12 protein-coding genes and 1 tRNA gene are annotated in these 16,289 nt (G+C 56.9%); 4 read left to right on the plus strand and 9 right to left on the minus strand.

Features of this window, described 5'->3' with window-relative positions; all coding sequences use genetic code 11:
* Positions 1-188: 188 nt before the first annotated feature.
* On the minus strand, positions 189-1,046 hold the full coding sequence (locus AC1RT6_RS07975; protein ID WP_139372817.1) for a hypothetical protein: 858 nt from the start codon (positions 1,044-1,046) through the stop codon (positions 189-191).
* 101 nt (positions 1,047-1,147) lie between these two features.
* Entirely contained in the window at positions 1,148-3,940 is a 2,793-nt protein-coding gene (locus AC1RT6_RS07980) for a hypothetical protein (protein ID WP_472791249.1), read from the minus strand.
* A 359-nt stretch (positions 3,941-4,299) separates the two neighbouring features.
* Here AC1RT6_RS07980 and AC1RT6_RS07985 point away from each other — a divergent pair, with 359 nt between their 5' ends.
* From AC1RT6_RS07985 to AC1RT6_RS08000, 4 genes are all read left to right on the plus strand, one after another.
* Positions 4,300-5,427 (plus strand): ROK family protein, encoded by a 1,128-nt coding sequence (locus AC1RT6_RS07985; protein ID WP_079445554.1) that lies wholly within the window; start codon positions 4,300-4,302, stop codon positions 5,425-5,427.
* Between the two features lie 384 nt (positions 5,428-5,811).
* A tRNA-Ser gene (locus tag AC1RT6_RS07990) sits at positions 5,812-5,901 on the plus strand.
* Between the two features lie 776 nt (positions 5,902-6,677).
* A complete protein-coding gene (locus tag AC1RT6_RS07995) occupies positions 6,678-7,385 on the plus strand; it encodes a hypothetical protein (RefSeq protein WP_472791248.1) in 708 nt (235 codons plus the stop codon).
* Positions 7,386-7,417: 32 nt separating this feature from the next.
* On the plus strand, positions 7,418-8,338 hold the full coding sequence (locus tag AC1RT6_RS08000; protein WP_472791247.1) for a hypothetical protein: 921 nt from the start codon (positions 7,418-7,420) through the stop codon (positions 8,336-8,338).
* Positions 8,339-8,488: 150 nt separating this feature from the next.
* Here the strand turns inward: AC1RT6_RS08000 and AC1RT6_RS08005 are convergent, their stop codons facing one another.
* The 7 genes from AC1RT6_RS08005 to AC1RT6_RS08035 form a co-directional block, all read right to left on the minus strand.
* On the minus strand, positions 8,489-8,728 hold the full coding sequence (locus tag AC1RT6_RS08005) for a DUF2171 domain-containing protein (RefSeq protein WP_472791499.1): 240 nt from the start codon (positions 8,726-8,728) through the stop codon (positions 8,489-8,491).
* A gap of 1,072 nt (positions 8,729-9,800) precedes the next feature.
* The gene (hxsC, locus tag AC1RT6_RS08010) at positions 9,801-11,069 is read right to left on the minus strand and encodes a His-Xaa-Ser system radical SAM maturase HxsC (protein ID WP_472791246.1); all 1,269 of its coding nucleotides are present in this window, start codon (positions 11,067-11,069) and stop codon (positions 9,801-9,803) included.
* Positions 10,973-12,367 (minus strand): His-Xaa-Ser system radical SAM maturase HxsB, encoded by a 1,395-nt coding sequence (gene hxsB / locus AC1RT6_RS08015; protein WP_472791245.1) that lies wholly within the window; start codon positions 12,365-12,367, stop codon positions 10,973-10,975. The genes hxsC and hxsB overlap by 97 nt, the downstream gene beginning before the upstream one ends.
* 71 nt (positions 12,368-12,438) lie before the next feature.
* Complete coding sequence (locus tag AC1RT6_RS08020; protein ID WP_472791244.1) at positions 12,439-12,786, minus strand: hypothetical protein; 348 nt, start codon at positions 12,784-12,786, stop codon at positions 12,439-12,441.
* Positions 12,770-13,051 (minus strand): His-Xaa-Ser repeat protein HxsA2, encoded by a 282-nt coding sequence (gene hxsA2 / locus AC1RT6_RS08025; RefSeq protein WP_472791243.1) that lies wholly within the window; start codon positions 13,049-13,051, stop codon positions 12,770-12,772. The genes AC1RT6_RS08020 and hxsA2 overlap by 17 nt, the downstream gene beginning before the upstream one ends.
* Before the next feature lie 121 nt (positions 13,052-13,172).
* Positions 13,173-13,757 carry a tyrosine-type recombinase/integrase gene (locus AC1RT6_RS08030; protein ID WP_472791242.1) on the minus strand — a complete coding sequence of 195 codons (585 nt, stop codon included), beginning with the start codon at positions 13,755-13,757 and terminating at the stop codon, positions 13,173-13,175.
* A gap of 146 nt (positions 13,758-13,903) precedes the next feature.
* Positions 13,904-16,267 (minus strand): patatin-like phospholipase family protein, encoded by a 2,364-nt coding sequence (locus tag AC1RT6_RS08035; protein ID WP_493029411.1) that lies wholly within the window; start codon positions 16,265-16,267, stop codon positions 13,904-13,906.
* Between the last annotated feature and the right edge of the window lie 22 nt (positions 16,268-16,289).

Genomic DNA, 16,289 nt, shown 5'->3' on the forward strand with positions numbered 1-16,289 from the left:
GCGAAGGCCTGCCGGCCGCGCAAAAACAAGCGGCGCGGGAAACACCCTGCGCCGGTTGGCGGCTTTATAGTGGCCCAGCGAAGGGAGTCAAGGCAACCGCCCGGCAAATGCCGGCGAAAATGCCGGATTTGGCGGATTTTCGGCCATTCTGGCCTGCTAGAGCGGCGGCGCGCTGGCCTGACGGCCGCCTATTTGATGAGCCCGCGAATATCGTTATCGCGCCAAGGGCTTGGAAGACTGGATTGGACGCAATAGCGGGCGTTATAGTCGGCGCCGTCTGCGCGTCGGGTCGTGAAGCTGCGGTCGTTTGCGATCTCGTAGCTGACAGTCTCCGTGGCGGCGGTCGTGCTGCCGAGTTCGCTGCAGGATTCCCGCACGCGGTAGCTGGTCGGGCCGGTCTGCTCGATCGCCTTGAATTCGCAGAGCGTACGGGCCGCGCCGATGGCGCCGCGGCGAAGCAATTGCAGCGTGGCATTGGATGCCTGATCGCAGGAGGTGCCGCTGGCGACATAATATCCGCGCTGCAAGGGCAGGCTGGCGACGGCAATCGACTTGGCCGGCGGGGCGTTCGCGGGCGACGACGCGCCGCTGCCGGACGGCGCCGTACTATTGCCGGCCGCGACGCACTGCTGATAAGCGAAAATGTACGGGTGCTTGCTGTTCGGTGAGGCGACCAGCAACATGGACTGCTCGTTGATCTTTTGCAGTTGCCAGATTTCGGTCGCCGACCACGTCTCGCCTTCGCCGCGACAGGCGAGAGTCAGCCGGATCGCACCGCTGCCGCTATCAGCCTTCGAGGCCGGGATCGACGTGTAACGGCACTGCGTTTCGTGATAATCGACGGATTCCGGACTGATGCGGATATGCGTATCGGTCTGCGCGGCGGTGCCCCAATCGGCCTGTTTGCAGACGCCGGTCTTGCCTTCCATGTTCTGCCAGACACCCTGAAATTGCGCCGGCACGAGCTGTTTCGCGACTCCGTGCGAGGGGGCGGCAAGCAAGATTGCCAAGGTCAGGCTCGCCATGGTGCCGACGTGAGTTCGCATCGTCACTGACTGCTTCATTGTCGGCCGCTTCATTGTTACGTTCTGGCGCGACCGGATCGGTGCGATCCGACGCGCGGCGCTATTGCTGCACCAAGTTTCGCTCATCGGGAACCGCGGCCTCCGCTGACCATTGTCCAGCCGTCGGTGTTGCGGATGAAGAGACTGTCTTGTACGCCGGGCGCCGAGAAAAGCTGCCCCATCCGCCCGGTGATCGCCGGACTGTTGCTGGTATGAGAGACCGAGAACAGGCAGCGATAGCGGCCCTGACCGGCATCCTTGGCGCAACTGATTTTCTTGAAGGCAGTCAGGCGCACCCGCATGCCGCCCTTGCCGCCGGTCAGCGCCAGGATTTGCAGGCACTCGATGCCGAGGACCGGATCGTTGCGGTAGCCGCCGGAGAGGCATTGCCGCTCAAGATCGCGAATTGCTTGATTGGCCTTGGTCAGCCGTTGGTTGACCAGCAGGAAGATGTCTTCCGCGGTCGGCTCGCCAGGCTCGGCCAGGGCGCTGCCCTCGCTGAAATCGATCAGCCGCATTTCCGCGCGCGCGACGCCGTCGTTGACGGCGGTCTGATAAGCCCCGATCGCGCCCGGTCCGTCGTCGATGGTCCGGGCGTCGACATATTTCAACGCTTCGTTCCGCACGCTGGTCTCCGGATCGCCCGCCGGTTTGACCGCCAGCATCGCTGTCCGGAACGCCTGCTGGATCGCGGTGTCGTCCAACAGAGTGCGCTCGCGCGCCGACACGGCGCGCAACGAGCCGTCACGGTCCGGCGTGAAATGCGCCGCCATCATGCGCGACACCGGCGCAAGTTCGGCCCAGATGCGCCGGATGGCGGCGAGTCCATCGAGCGATTGCGGTGCTGCCTCGGCCTGAGCGACCGCCCTGACGTAAAGCGGCTGCGCAATCGCATTCGCCTTCGGCGCCGCTTGCTGCACAAGAACTTGCCGTCGTTCTTGCGGCAGCGACGACTTCTCGATGGTGCCGAGCAAGTCCGACAGCTTGCTCAATGTTGCGAGACTATCGTCGGCGGCGATCAGCGACTTCAGATCCTGATTGAGAACGCTCTCAAGCACCTGATTGGTTTTGGTCTTGAGGCTGTCCTCGAACGCAGCTTTCCTCGCCGGTGCGACGTCGTTGTAGCGGCTCACCGCCTCCTTGCCGATCGCGGCAATCCGTTCCAGCGCCGGACGCTCCAGCGGCAGCTGGCCGACGGTCTGGACCATTTCGTCGAACCACTTGTCCGCCTCGGCGCGGTTGGACAACAGCGACGCGATGTCGACGAAGTGGCGCTCATTCAAGAACGGGTTAGTAATCACCAGATTGTTGAGCGCCTGGATTTTCATGGCGCGGATGCAATGGGTTTGCATCAACTCCCAGATCGAACGCCGTTGCGCCTCCTGCATGTCCGCAAACGGCAGGCCGAACACCGGCACGAATGCTTTATTGGCGAAGGCATCCATGATCACGCGTGTGCCGGCATCGAGACTCATGCGATTGAGGTCGGTGCTGGCGGCAAATGGCGCGATCCAGTTTCGCAACACCGTGCATTGATCTTGGCGCGAGGGCGCGGCGGCAAGCAGCCCACCGATGCCATCCGCCAGCTTGACCGGTGGCGTTCGCCCCGCGTCGAGTTGTTTCTGCAAGGTTGGGTCGGCACGCGTCAGCAGCATTTCATTGGGCGGCTTGCGCAGCGAGGTCCGTGCATCGCCCCCAGGCGCTTCCCAGATATCCCGCGTGCTCAACACCGGCACGAGAGACAGGTTGTCACCGACGGTCGATATAATGAAAGCGCGCGCCCGCGACAGCACATTATACTGCGGACCGCTACCTTCGGGCCTAAATATTCCGGTGGCCTCACGAGTTCCGGCCACCATGAGAATGGTCCGATGATCGTTGACGTAAAGCGGCACCAGCACGCGCCGCAGCCGGTCGCGCGCGGCGGGCGGTTGATCGTCGGGCATGGAGGCGAACAATTCGGCGAAGTCATCGTTGCTAAACGACATCGTCAGGTCGGTATGGCTGCGGCCGGCGTAGGTCCAGACACCAGCCACGTTGGCGTTGAACGCGATGGGCTTGCTCTCGCCGTGTCGTTCAAGCTTGATCTGTTGACAGTCGGACGCCGTCACGTTGCCGGCCAGCTGTTTGCCCGATGGATCGAGCAGCGCGTCGTCAATCTTGAAAGAAAACCGCGGATTTCCCTCGACTACCAAACCGGCGTCAAATTTCACCTGGCTGCCGTCTGCGTGACCGGTGGTAACGACGATCTGTTCGGCGGTCTCGGCAACGCCGGGGCGTGCCTTGTTCAGTGTTTTAAATCGAAATATCGCAGCCAGTTGGTCGCCGTCCTGAACGATGTCGGCCTGCGCGTCGTGCGTCTCGGGTTCGCGCCGCTTCGCGGTGCACGTTATGGTGCCTCGCCATTGTCCCTGAAGCTTGCCGCCGCTGGGCGGTTGAGGTTTGGTGACGGGCGTATTCGCGGCCGCGGCATTACCCGATGGCGCCGCGGGGGTGTTGCGCGTGGCGGTAAAATTGTCGCCAATGCCGCCGCAGCCCGGCATAGTGCCTTCGATCATCAGGCCATTGTCACGCAGGCGTCCGACCAGTCCGACCGCGGTGTAGCCGCTAGGGCGTTCGATCCAGTCGCGCGGCACGAAAGTAAACCCGCCCTTGGCATCGATGCTGCCGCTGACTTTGTAAGCGCCGCCTTTGTCGCGCGCTTCCGGCGCAGCGAAACGGAAAATGCCTTCGAATTTGGTGTCCGACCGTTGCAGGTCGAGCGTGAAGGCAATGTTGCGGTTTGCGCCGCATGAATAATTGCCTTGCCAGGTGCCGGCGAGATCGGCTGCAAGAGCTGAACCGGCGAATCCGAATGTGCAGGCGGCTACGAGCAAGCAGCTCCGGTAAGAAAATCCCACAATGAATTGCCCTGATAGGTCGGAAACGACGCGGCGTGAAAAACTGGGTCTGAATAATGGCTTGCAGTCTGCGCCGAACGTAAGCATCAAACCTTTCGCGGCGCCAGACAGCGGTATCGCGGGTGTTAACTGGAAGGTCAATGCTCCGATTGTCCGGCCGGGCGGCGCGCTGCGTTGGGGGTGCATAGCCCGCTGATTCCAGTGGGATTCGATCGATGTACCCGTGGAATCGGCCGCGCCGAGCGGACGGCGCTGCGACGATTTGACCGGGCCGTTGCAACCATCCGGTTCCCACGCCGTTGTGTTCCGGGAATACCAACAACAGCAGGGGCGCAATGGCCGAAGGCAATGCAAGCACCGCAGGCATCGGCAAGCACGGTGTTCTGCGGCTGCCATCCGTGGACGTCGACAGCTACAACATCGAGTTAAAGGACGAGGAGGGTTTTCTCGGTGACCGCGCCTGTAGGGGGGCTTTCCGGAAAATTCTCGACGACCTGCGCAAACCGCTGAAGAAAAACGGCGACGATCCTCTCGGCAAGACCCCCTCCGCCGAGATCGGCAAAGGATCGCTCGATCAGACGCTGGTCGGCGATGACATCGAGGCTGCGGCGCTGGTGCACGGCGCGATCGAGGAATTCGCGCAGGAACTGGCCTATGTGACCGGGCGCTTCCTCAAGACCAAGGCTTGGACTGACACCGAATGCATCGTGGTCGGCGGCGGCTTTCGCAAAAGCCGTGTCGGCGAGATCGCGATCGCTCGCGCCGACCTGTTGCTGAAAAGCGAGGGTCACAAAATCCACCTGATTCCGATTCGCTTCGATCCCGACGAAGCCGGGCTGATCGGCTGCCTGCATCTGGCGCCCTCCTGGATCTTCGAGGCGTTCGACAGCATTCTGGCGGTTGATATCGGCGGGACAAACATCCGCTGCGGAGTGGTTGAAACGAAATGGAAGAAGGCTGCCGACCTGTCCAAGGCCGGGGTGTGGAAGTCCGAGCTGTGGCGCCATGCCGACGACGAGCCGACCCGCGAGAGCGCGGTGAAGAGACTTGCGAAGATGCTGAAGGACCTCATTTCGCAGGCGGAAAAACAGGGGCTAAAGCTCGCGCCTTTCATCGGCATTTCCTGTCCGGGCGTAATCGAGGAGGACGGATCGATCGAGAAAGGCGCGCAGAATCTTCCGGGGAACTGGGAGAGCAGCAGGTTCAACCTGCCGGGTTTGCTGATCGAGGCCATTCCGGAGATCGGCGGTCACGACACTACCGTGCTCATGCATAACGACGGCGTGGTGCAAGGTCTGAGCGAAACGCCCTACATGCAGGATGTCAAACGCTGGGGCGTATTGACCATCGGTACCGGCCTTGGCAACGCGCGCTACACCAATCGCAGGAAAGAGAACAAGAAAGAAAAGAATCTCGAGGACGGAAAGGACAAAGATAAGAAAGACAGGAAAGCCAAGGACTGATCTCCTTTCACAACACTGATCTCCTTTCACAACAAAGTAACCTTGATTGGTGAGGTTAAAATCCGGATCGCGTTGCCGGTTGCGCAAAGACCGCTACGGTCGGATGGTCGCGCAGGTGGTCCGCGAAGCCGCACTTCCGGCCACGATTTAATGACGCGGCACGGGACCGCCGGTTATTATCGCGTCCGGCGGTCCCACCACTCGGCCACAACGAGGCACCGATGGCCTCAGTTTTTCCGCGGCTTCCATGGCGAACCTCGCCGCCGGTTCGATTTTGCATTTGATCCCGCGGCAATGTATCAATGCGCGCGTTCTTCGCGCGAACCCGTTTCCACTTCGCCTGAAAACGCGCTAAACGCGGCCCCGTCCGCCCGGGCGGCCCCTGGAGAGGTGGCAGAGTGGTCGAATGCACCGCACTCGAAATGCGGCATAGGTGCAAGCCTATCGGGGGTTCGAATCCCTCCCTCTCCGCCAGTACACTGACCTAACAGCCTAATTCTTAATAAGAATTTGTTTGGTGGCGATTATACATACCTCAATTCATCCCACAAAATTTCCTGGATGGAAACTCGATTTTTTCCGATCAAAATAAATCGAAGGCGGCCCTGTACCCATCAGGCCTTCGGTTTATAGCGGTGGACATGAGCAAACGACCCAGAGGACGGCCGAGGGATTCTGGAGGCTCCGCCGCAATTCTGGATTCCGCTCAAGCTTTAAAAGTCCTGCAGGTCGCTCGGCGGATCGACCGTTCGTCACATCGTCTCCAAGTCGCACTCTTGCTTTCCTTCGACTTAGGCCTTCGCGCCTCCGAGATCTCAAGACTGTGTGTGGCAGACATCTACGATGGAAACGGCAGTGTGGCAGAAAGCTTACGAACAACATCGTCACGCGACGAACGACTGCTACCCATCGCGTCGACTAGATTGCGATCAGCTCTCGCCAACCACTTTGAGTCTAGTCTGCGCAATCGTCACATGGACAACGCTACACCGGTCATTCGCTCTCAACGAGGAGGCGCGATGACGACTGGGGGATTGGCACGACTGCTGACGCATCTGTATCGGATAGCGGGGATCGAATCCGGAAGTTCGCGCTCAGGAAGAAGAACTCTTCGGGCAAATCTGGAGAACTTCGGCTTCACCCGTATCTAATTTTGTCCGAGATGGTAAAACGCCAGACGCTCTCAACATCTCTGGCATTCTGTAGTCCCTCGGATCGACCACTTAGTGGGAAGCGGTTAAGCAAAGCATATGAGTAAGATCTGGAATTTCGATCCAGCGCTGGAGACGCTGCGGGATATTTCACCCACCAAATTGAAGCTTGGCGCGACACTCAACGCACACGGCGTTTATGCGACCGAGCAGTTCGTTCTGCGACTCAGTCCCCGGGTGCATGAATTGGTGGATGCGCTGACGCGGGGGGAGACTGACGGCTACGATCACGCGGATCTCATTCGCGCATATTCAACCTATCTGCACGAAACGATTCATTGGTGGCAGCACGTCGGCACGACAACCGGCATAGTTCTTAGTCTCTGCTATCCGACCCAATGCACCTGCAACATTGACCAGCTCCGGACTGTGTTGCAAGGCATCGGTCCGAAGAAGCCGCTTTTCCATTGGGCCGAGCAGGCGCTGAAGGGAGAAATCGCGAGCGACCCGGTGACGCTTCAGACTGCGAATATCGCAGTAAACAATGCGTTCGACATCGATTTTTACAAACAGTTCCAAGTTTGGCCGTCCCGAGCGGACCAGCTCTGGCAGAACAGGTATTTTGAGAGTGTCGGTCACTCGTATTTTGTTGCCTACGGCACGACAATAAGCGCCATCTCTGAAACATGTGGGCTCGCGGAAGGTAGCTTGCCCGATATAACGACTTGGGAACCGCGCTACGAGGCATTGCGTGCTGCGAACACGAGGGCTTTTATCACGGCTCTCCGATCCGGCGTGCACGAATAGGTCTTTTGGATATTCTTGAGGGCCAGGCGCGAATGGCCCAGATTCAATTCCTTGTCGCTACGGATGGTCCAACGGATTGGACGAGCTACCAGGATCAAGGCTTTTTCGAAGGCGTCTATATCTCCGCATTCAATGCTTTCGCCGAATTAGCGGGAATCGACAGGCCGGCCGACGTGACCGATCCCGTCGTGAATCTGTTTTTGCTCGTCTGCGACATGGCCCTGAACTCATATCGGGGGCTGCCGCTTGACGTTGAGCACTTCGAAAATCTGATCGTCGACCTCGATCCCGGGGCCCGTTTCACGTTGCTATCGGAAGCGGTTGCCAAACGGCCACATCTTCGGGAGGCAATCCAGGAATGCTCGGCCGAAGAATATTGGACCGTGTCGTCCGAGCTTGCCGATGAGACGGGTTATGACGACCCAAGACTTGGCCTCGAAGCATTGGATTGGATCGCCACCAATGACGCAGGCGGCGTCAAACTACTCAAGGACAGGGAAACATTCAATTATCAGCCGCTTAACCTTCCGACGCAGGTGGTGTTTGCCGAATTTCTCGCCTTCTCACGAGATAAATTGCGTCAGCCCGAGTTCTTTTGCTGGCCCGGCTACTATGGCGCTGGCGATCGTGCCCGACCAAAGTACCAAGGGCTTTTCAAAGATCACCTTTCGTTGTTTTCTGATCGAGCCGATACGGAGCAGATATTCCCACGTGATCTGCCCGGAAAAGACCCCGAGGGCAGAAAGGACATGCTCGATCGCTTCTTCGGTTCGTTGATCCTCTACGACCTGACGCTACAGTGGATTCTCCGCGATGGCCCGTTCAAATACGATTTCGCATGGATGACAGGAAAACCGTCGAACGAGGCGCTCGTCGAGTGGGCGAAGAAGTCGTTCGAAGCCACCTACGGCGCAAACCCAGATGACTTTGCAATAATCTCCCCGTCTTCATGATGAGTACGGTGGCATGTCTAAGCGAGGAAGCTGGTGGTGGAAGCTTGCCACCATCCTCAAGAAAGCCGCTTCTAAGTTGCGCCATCTATTGGGCCGTAGCGGCGAGGCTAGCCTCCCCGATCGTCGAGACGAGCCGATACTGTCGCCCTCTTAGGAGGGCTTCTGTTCTTCTTCCATCGTTACCGCAACATCGGCATTTGCCGACAACCTCACCTTGTTGCCCTCAACTCCGGCGACAAGGCCCTTATCAATGAAATGATGATGACCCTTGTGCGAACCCTGTCCGCTGTCCTTCTTGGTCAGCTTGATACGGTTGCCCTCAACCTTATCAACTGTACCGACGTGAACCCCATCGGCGCCGATGACTTCCATCTTCTCTCTGATTTCCATAGCCGCTCTCCTTTGCAGGACAAAGATTTCATCGGCAGAGGGGTTCCCTGTTCCGGCCATGACTCTTCTTTGTTCTTAAAGAACGAATCCAAGCCGGTAAATTCACTTCCGCTCAATCCCTAACGGTCAGTGAAAGAGCCAATCCGGTAATCGCGAGGGCGGCAAGTATCTCCAGCCACCTTAGGGCGAACCTACACTGCGTCCTTGGCAGCCTTCAGGGGTGACGCTGCGGCTGCCATCATTGAAGTAGTCGAACCCGCTGGCAAAGTGTTTGTACTCCCTAAGTGCGCACGAAAATTCGTACCTGGAAATAACTGTCTCTTTAGTTCGCTGCTTCTTCCCGGTGTCCGATTGGCCGGCGCCGATTTGGCACTCATACTGAACGACGAGATGAATTTCGCCAGCATAAGGTGACGCGGTCCGATTAGACTGGCCTGAGGCAAGTATCTCTCCAGCCAAACAGTTGTTCGCTCCGAATAATAGTCGTGACTGTCTTAACCGGTCCTTCGGACTGCTCGTGACCAGATCATCTACAGGCTGGCAAACGGTGACGCTCTTTTCGTCTCTGCAACTAAAATAAGCTTGTGCAGATGACTGCGTTACGGAGAAAAGAATAGTAGCGGCTAAAGAGACCCTCATTAGAGGTTGACACACTCATATTTCTCCGTGGTGAAATTATGGATGTTCAAAATCATCACCGTATTTGTGCGATCATTGAAAATCAGCAATTTTCCTTCTGAGCAATGGTTTCCGACACCTCGATAGACCACGACACTCCTATCGATGATGGCCGACTTATCGAGGTACAAATTCATGTCAGTCAGTAGATATTTTTGGCCATCTGTGAAACCGCACGATGCAAATTGTCCTTTTCCGAATTCTTTTCCCCAGCTAGCCACAAATTTTTGATCGTTCCCGATGTATTGGATAAGACGATAAACCTCCGAATTCGGCGGGTCCCGGCGGGAGCACTGAAGCCTTCTCGTTTCGTCTGCACCCACTGGCTCGGCTAGGAAAGCAAATAGGACATGAGAAAGAACCAAAAGGGACAATAATCTCATTTGGACATCACTCAATAGATCGGCACAATCCCACGACTTTGCCGAGGACGGCCTGAGGTAAAAAATCCGCTGCAGCGAGGTTTTTCTGAGCAAAGGTTACATTGCGTAACGTAGCCATTCTTCCAATCAGATATTGATTGAACCGCAAACGGCCATATTGAGCGCCTGAGCACGCAGCGTGGCAGATTGTAAACCGATACTTTGACGCCTGCGGCATTTAGGCGGTCCACGCCTTCCGCTAAGCTATCTCGATAATCCATTGGATCGACCCAGAGTAAGGCTTCATTTGCGATAGCAAAGCCTGTGTTTTCTAATCCCATCAAAGCTACATGATCAACAAACGGAAGATTGCGAGCAATCCAGCGGCATGTCTGCGTGATCATCGGAACCGTCAAAGCGTGAAGTACTACCCGGATTTCAACCCGTTGACGTCGGTCTTTAAGTTTCAGAATGCCTAGGATCGTTTCATCGAATGCGCCCTTGGCTTGCACGACGTGATCATGGATATGATCGACCGACGCATAGAGTGGGATCGCCGCTATTAAACTGGGATGAGCGATGTCCTTCCACGCGTCCACGATGTGCGAGTTCGCGAATGCCCGGCCGTTCGTCAGCACTTGGATCGCAGTCGTAGGGAGCCCATCGCGGAATTCCTTCAGGAGAGCAATGAAGTCCTCCCAATCCGACAACGTCTCTCCTCCAGTGAACGTCAGGGCTCGGGTTGCCGGGTCAATGAGGGGAAGGCTTTCCTTTATCTCGCTGAGGATCCATCGGTCATCGACGTCTTTCGGTGGCTGCGAGCACATCAGGCAATAATTGTTGCACCGTTCCGTGACCAAAAACGAGTTGTGCGCGGAATTCCGGCGATACAGCGCCCGGAATTTCCGCGACGCATGATCGAATCCGATGACGTCACCATCCGCGAGATAATCATATTTCGGCGGTACCGCGATTAACCGTCCCGTGAACGTGCCGGGAACGTGGATCGCGCCGACGGAGACGAGAAAGATGGACGGCCACTCGGCTTCTATCGCGCGCCGGATTTCGTCTGGCGTTCTGGCGAGTGCGAAATCCGCCACATGACGTTCGGCGGCACTGTCGACCGCCCGGAGCCTAAGGACCGATCGCACTTCGTCAAAGGAAAATCCAACGCTCTGGGAAGCGGTGCCATAAAGAGGAAGGGTCATGCGACGGCCCAGCGTCGCAATATGGCGGCATCTTCCGGAGAATTCTCCAGAATATCCAACAGCAGGCTTATGATGCCTTTTTGCCGGGCGCAAAACGCCGACAGAGGCTTGATTCCCAGCGCATCTCCCTGTGTGGCATGATGATAGACAGGGTCCGCCCCGCAGTGGCTTTCAAATACGCACGTCGAACATTCGGGCGCACACTGGGTCAGCGACGATGAAATCGCGCCAATTAGCTTGTCCGACAGGATGAGCGAGTTGTAACTGTCGTATTCGACGTGACCAAGCCGGAAAGCATCGTCACCGGTCTCGGCAAGCATCCTGCCTTCATCCGAAGCGAAAACACTGCCGTCATAATTGTAGACTAACGCGCCAAGGCCAGCGCCGGCTGGGCTCCGCAAATCTACGTAACCAATCGGGCGATCCGAAAGCATCCGTGTGAGAAGCAACGCCGCATAAAACTCCCGGAACGAGGTACCCTGTCGGTTGATCTTCAGAACCCGGCGCAATCCTCGCTCGTAGAACGCAAGCCACTTCTGTCCGTCGTACTTGGCGAACTGCTTCGTTTTGATCGCAAATCCGAACGGAGAAAGCGGCCGCAGGAAGATGCCATCAAGCCCCAGTTGGAGATATTCGTCGATGATCTCATCGACGCGGTCGAGGCTCGCCTCCGTGGTAGTCATCAGCGCCCCGACCCTGTCGGGACCTAGAATCTCCTTGGCGCGTCGGATTCCAGCAACAGCTAGTTCGTGACTGTTTGCACCGGGTCGGGGACGGTTCTTGTTGTGCAGATCGGCTGGACCGTCGAGGGAGGTTGACAGCAGGACGTTGTTCTCTTTGCAAAAATCTAGAACGGCGTCGTCCAACAAGGCCAAATTTGAGGCGATGACGAAGTCGAGCTTCTTGCCGGACCGTTGCTTCGCAGCGGCGACAATCGTTTTGATCAGCGAATAATTGAGAAGCGGCTCACCACCCTGAAACTCGATCTTGATCCGTGCTGCGGGGCTGGCGAAAGCAATGTCCAAGGCTCGCATCGCCGTTTCTTCGCTCATATCGAAGCGCGAGCGATCGGTGCTTTGGCGCGAAACCTGGCAGTACGGGCAAGAATGCTCGCAACGTAGCGTTACGACAAAAATATGCAGCGGGGTCACCTGCTGCAGGAACGACATCCGGCTTCTAAGCCGAGCCGCCAAGAGCTGGCGTTGCGCCTTCTGGTTTGTTCCCGTGATCAGATGAGCCGCGTAGGCCTTTTCATAGAGGCCGTCGCCTGGTCGAACCTGAAGGTCGATCAGCCTGTCCAGTTCTTCGCCAGTCAGGCGGGTGAAGTCGCCGACCAGGTTGGCGACTAGATACTGGTTGGTGCCGGTGCGCTCAAAATTGAGTGGTAGCAACGAAAGATCTTCTGTTGCCGCACTGAAAGCCTCAGGAGATAAAAACCGTGCCATGTTCGTCCGGCTTGACCTTATCCGGCATCATTTTGATTAGCAGCCAGCGCTCCGAAGGCAAGAGCAAGAATGACGTTCCGAACGCCTTCAGTTTTTTCAGCGACGCGGCACCGCAAGTTTTCGTCGGTGACAAGATTTAGAAAACGCTCCTTCAGCTCGTCCGAACTGAGCACGGCTCTCTTTTGCGTGGTACAAGAAACCAACCGACAAACATAGCGGTCACCCTCGTGCTCTATCTGGCAGGTCGCCGTTCCGATCAGACGATAGGCTGCCGCATCCAAAGCATTGAGGTTTTGAATGCTTGAATCGAAATCAACAGCTACCTCGACCGGCGACCCCTCTGGAAGCTTAGCGGCTGGAGGCATGGGACGCATGTGACGCATGCGAGGCGTGGGAACTATGCCCTGCAACGATGGTACCATCGGCCTGCTTCGTCATTACGAATCCTAGAAGATCTTCCCCCACCTGATAGTGAGCATTTGCCGGAGGCTTGATCGCGGGATCCTCGGCTCTGGCCCCGGTGACGTCGGTGGTCACCAGAGCTTTCGCCTCGGTCCCATGAACCGAAAATCCAGTAAGCGATGCGAGTGCAGCACCAAGTGAAAGTACAATTTTTGATTTCTCAGCCATAGAGCCCCCTCAATTTGCTCATGAATATGCATTCCTACAACTTCTGAGGGCAAAGAGTCCATAGCTCTAATGGTCGAGAGCGTGTTTGCTGCGGACCACTTCGATGCCACCAGCCGGCGAATCAAATCATTTCAACGATCTTCCGCTGGGCGTCTTGATCGGTATCGATGTATCGCTGGGTGACGCGCAGGCTCGTATGCCCAGCCAGCATCTGCACGTCCCTAAGCGATCCACCCACGAGCGAAATCTTTCTCGCTGCATTGGTGATGAACGTACGTCGTCCGCTGTGACTTGAGCAGCCGTCAAAGCCGATCTGCTCGTACCATCGTGCAAACATATTCACGATTGCCTGAGGAGAGGTCTGTTTCGAACGTTCGGTGCGGATGATGCGGGAATTTGAAACCGGATGCTGTATGTCGTGCCACTCGATGAGGGCTGCCCGAAGTTGAGAATGAATCGGGACGACTCGCCCAGACCGTCCCTTGCTCACCTCGTCTTGTAGCGCGATGGTGTGACCGATCTTGCCCTCGGCATCGGTGACCATGCTCCATGTCAAGAGAGCGATCTCACGAGCCCGAAGTCCTGCTCGTATCGAGAGCAGGAAGATCAGCCGGTTGCGGATCGGGTGGCGGGTCTTTGCGAGGTGGCCCAGAACTGCTTCGACTTGTGCTTTCGTTAGGGATTTGGCTTGCTTTCCGAGAGACACGATCTTGCTCCTGATCTATCTATCAGGATGCGGAAATATACCTAGTCGCGGGTGATCGAACAGGGCATATGGGATTTGATCTCATCGGTTTCGTGAAAAACCATTATCAGTCGAACACCGGAACCGGCTGTGATGCCAATGAGCGATCAAGCTGTGCTCCCTCCTTCACCCTCCGGCGCGGACCGCATACTAGGAAAAATTTGTCTCGCATGTTTTGTAAGAAATTGCGCATGCGTAGGCACGAGACTAACATCATCCTCGCCGCGGCAAAATCGCCGGGCAATGTGCTCGCCCAACGCCCTGTAGGCCTCCAGTTGCTCTTCAGAAAAAAGTTGCTCCATCGTCGACTCTTGGGGAAAATCCGGATTTCTTCTTTTGTAATCGAAGATGTAGTCATTCTCGTCGCCGCTCATCGATGACTTGATATAGACGAACACTCCTTCCTCCCTAGGCCCGCCCTGCACCGAGGGAGGGTAATCGATGAGGCCGATGGCCACGTGCGGGCCTGCCTGCGACGACCTTTTACCCTCGGCAAGGCTCTTCGACACCAAGCGTGACTGCTCGCTGATCGGCTGCCAGTTGAGCACTATGCGCGTACCGAGATCGATGCGGGCGAAACGCTCAAGCTGGACAAGGGACAAAAAATCGTAGTTTGGATCCGCCTCCGCTTCGACCGCCACGATCACTGAGCAGCGCCGGCGCAACAATTCGTACACTCCAAGGTTCTCTATGTGACCGCCATCGGTGAGGAACACAAAACCGGCATCCTTCCCCCCGTTTTTGTTCAGCTCCGCAACGTCCGCTCCCGACTTGAAGAATGCCTCACTCAGAAGACGCATGGGGCCGGGGCGGCCGCGCCACCATTGCGAAAGCTCGCTTGTTGTTGCGTACTTTACGATGTCATAAGGGTGCCGCATCCAACGCCCGAGCCTTACGTTGAGCAGTGCGATCGTCGCGGAAAGAGGGCGCATTGAGGCCATGCCCATGTTCGGAGCAGCTGCCGCGCCCGATATGGCCATCGCGGTGCCGGCGTTCAGCCCATCCATGGCGGCCTCGGCCAGTCTGGTATCGACATATCCGGTCAGTTCGCTGCCGACAAACCGTTTGCTGAACAGAAAGAAATCGGCGTTTCTGCCTCTGCGATTGGCAAAGCTCGATCCGGGAACATTCAAGGCGACATTGATCAGATGATAAGGCGAGGCCTCTGACACGAACTGAGAGAGTGGAAATCTATCTGCTTCCTCCAGCAGGCCATCTCCGCCGCGTCTTCGAAAAAGAAAGGCGCTCCCCAATCTATCTCGGTAGAGTTGATGGAGGGAGTTAGAATTGACGTTGAAAAGCGGCCATAGGCACAGTTGAAGGACGGCTAGCATCGCATAGGCAGCACTCGCGCCGTAGACAGGGACAAATGTGCTTACCCGCTGAAAAAGCCAAATGAGGACCGGAGGCGATTGGTCCCACGAAATACTGCCCCAAGCCTCATTGCAAACAGCAGGACCCTGCGTTTCGCACGAACTGATACCGATTGCCCAGTAGGCAAGCTGAAGGGTGACAAGCCATAAAACAAGCGGAACGGCTGCCGCGATAACGATTATAACAATTCTGCTCGTCCATTTTGATATCGCGTCTGAAAGCGATGTTGTTGCCGCTTTGACAGCTTTCTCCGATATACGCTTTAGGAATGGCATCACGGCAATTACCACCGGCGTTATGAGTCCCACGAGCCGAGGAACATCAGAGAACCAAGTGGTAGGTCCGGCAGTAGGACCCGCGGCGTTTGACAACATGCCCGAGTGCTCCGGCTTGAACATAAGCCGCAGAAGAGCAAAATGAATTTCGAGCAGAACGGGGACTATACAGAGCAGAAGAACGATCGTTGCTCCCTTCGCAATATTTTGACGGACAGATTTGCGAAGTATGGGCACGATTGATACCGCAACCGCATAGACTATCAGGAAAACGGCAAATGCTCCGCTCGCGCAAATCGTCAGCGGCCATCCACTTTCAAGTACGCCCTTGGGCAGCCACGACAGCCATGAAGGAGGGCTGACGAGCGCGTGTGTATCCGGTTTGCAGAGTGCGAGAAATGCGGCAGCCAAAAGCAGGAATGGAAACACAATGAGCACATTCATTGCGATTCCGCGAAGGTAAATCACCAGAGCGGATAAAGCGGAGGCGATTCCATTTTGCAGCAGATATCTCGAGCGATCTCTCAAATGCCGTGTCTCGTCGGTCTCTCCGATCTCCTCTCCGGTCTTGCCAAACGGAAATCTCCAAGCTGCCCGGTCGTTAGCTTCTGGCTCCTTGGCGGACGCCGGTGCTTTCTCCCGCTCTTCGATCTCGGCTGCAGACATCGAGACTGTCATTGAAGTCCCAATGTAGCCGCCGCCCGACACAGTCGAAAGATAGTTGAACTTCTTCAGGACGCCTTCGGCATTGAGAGCTTGCAAGACACCTAGGCAGAACGAAGCAGAACGGATTCCTCCGCCGGAAAGAGCCAACCCGATCATGCCGTCCTGAGCGCTAGGCGAC

The organism is Nitrobacter sp. MLSD-S21, from assembly GCF_058809865.1.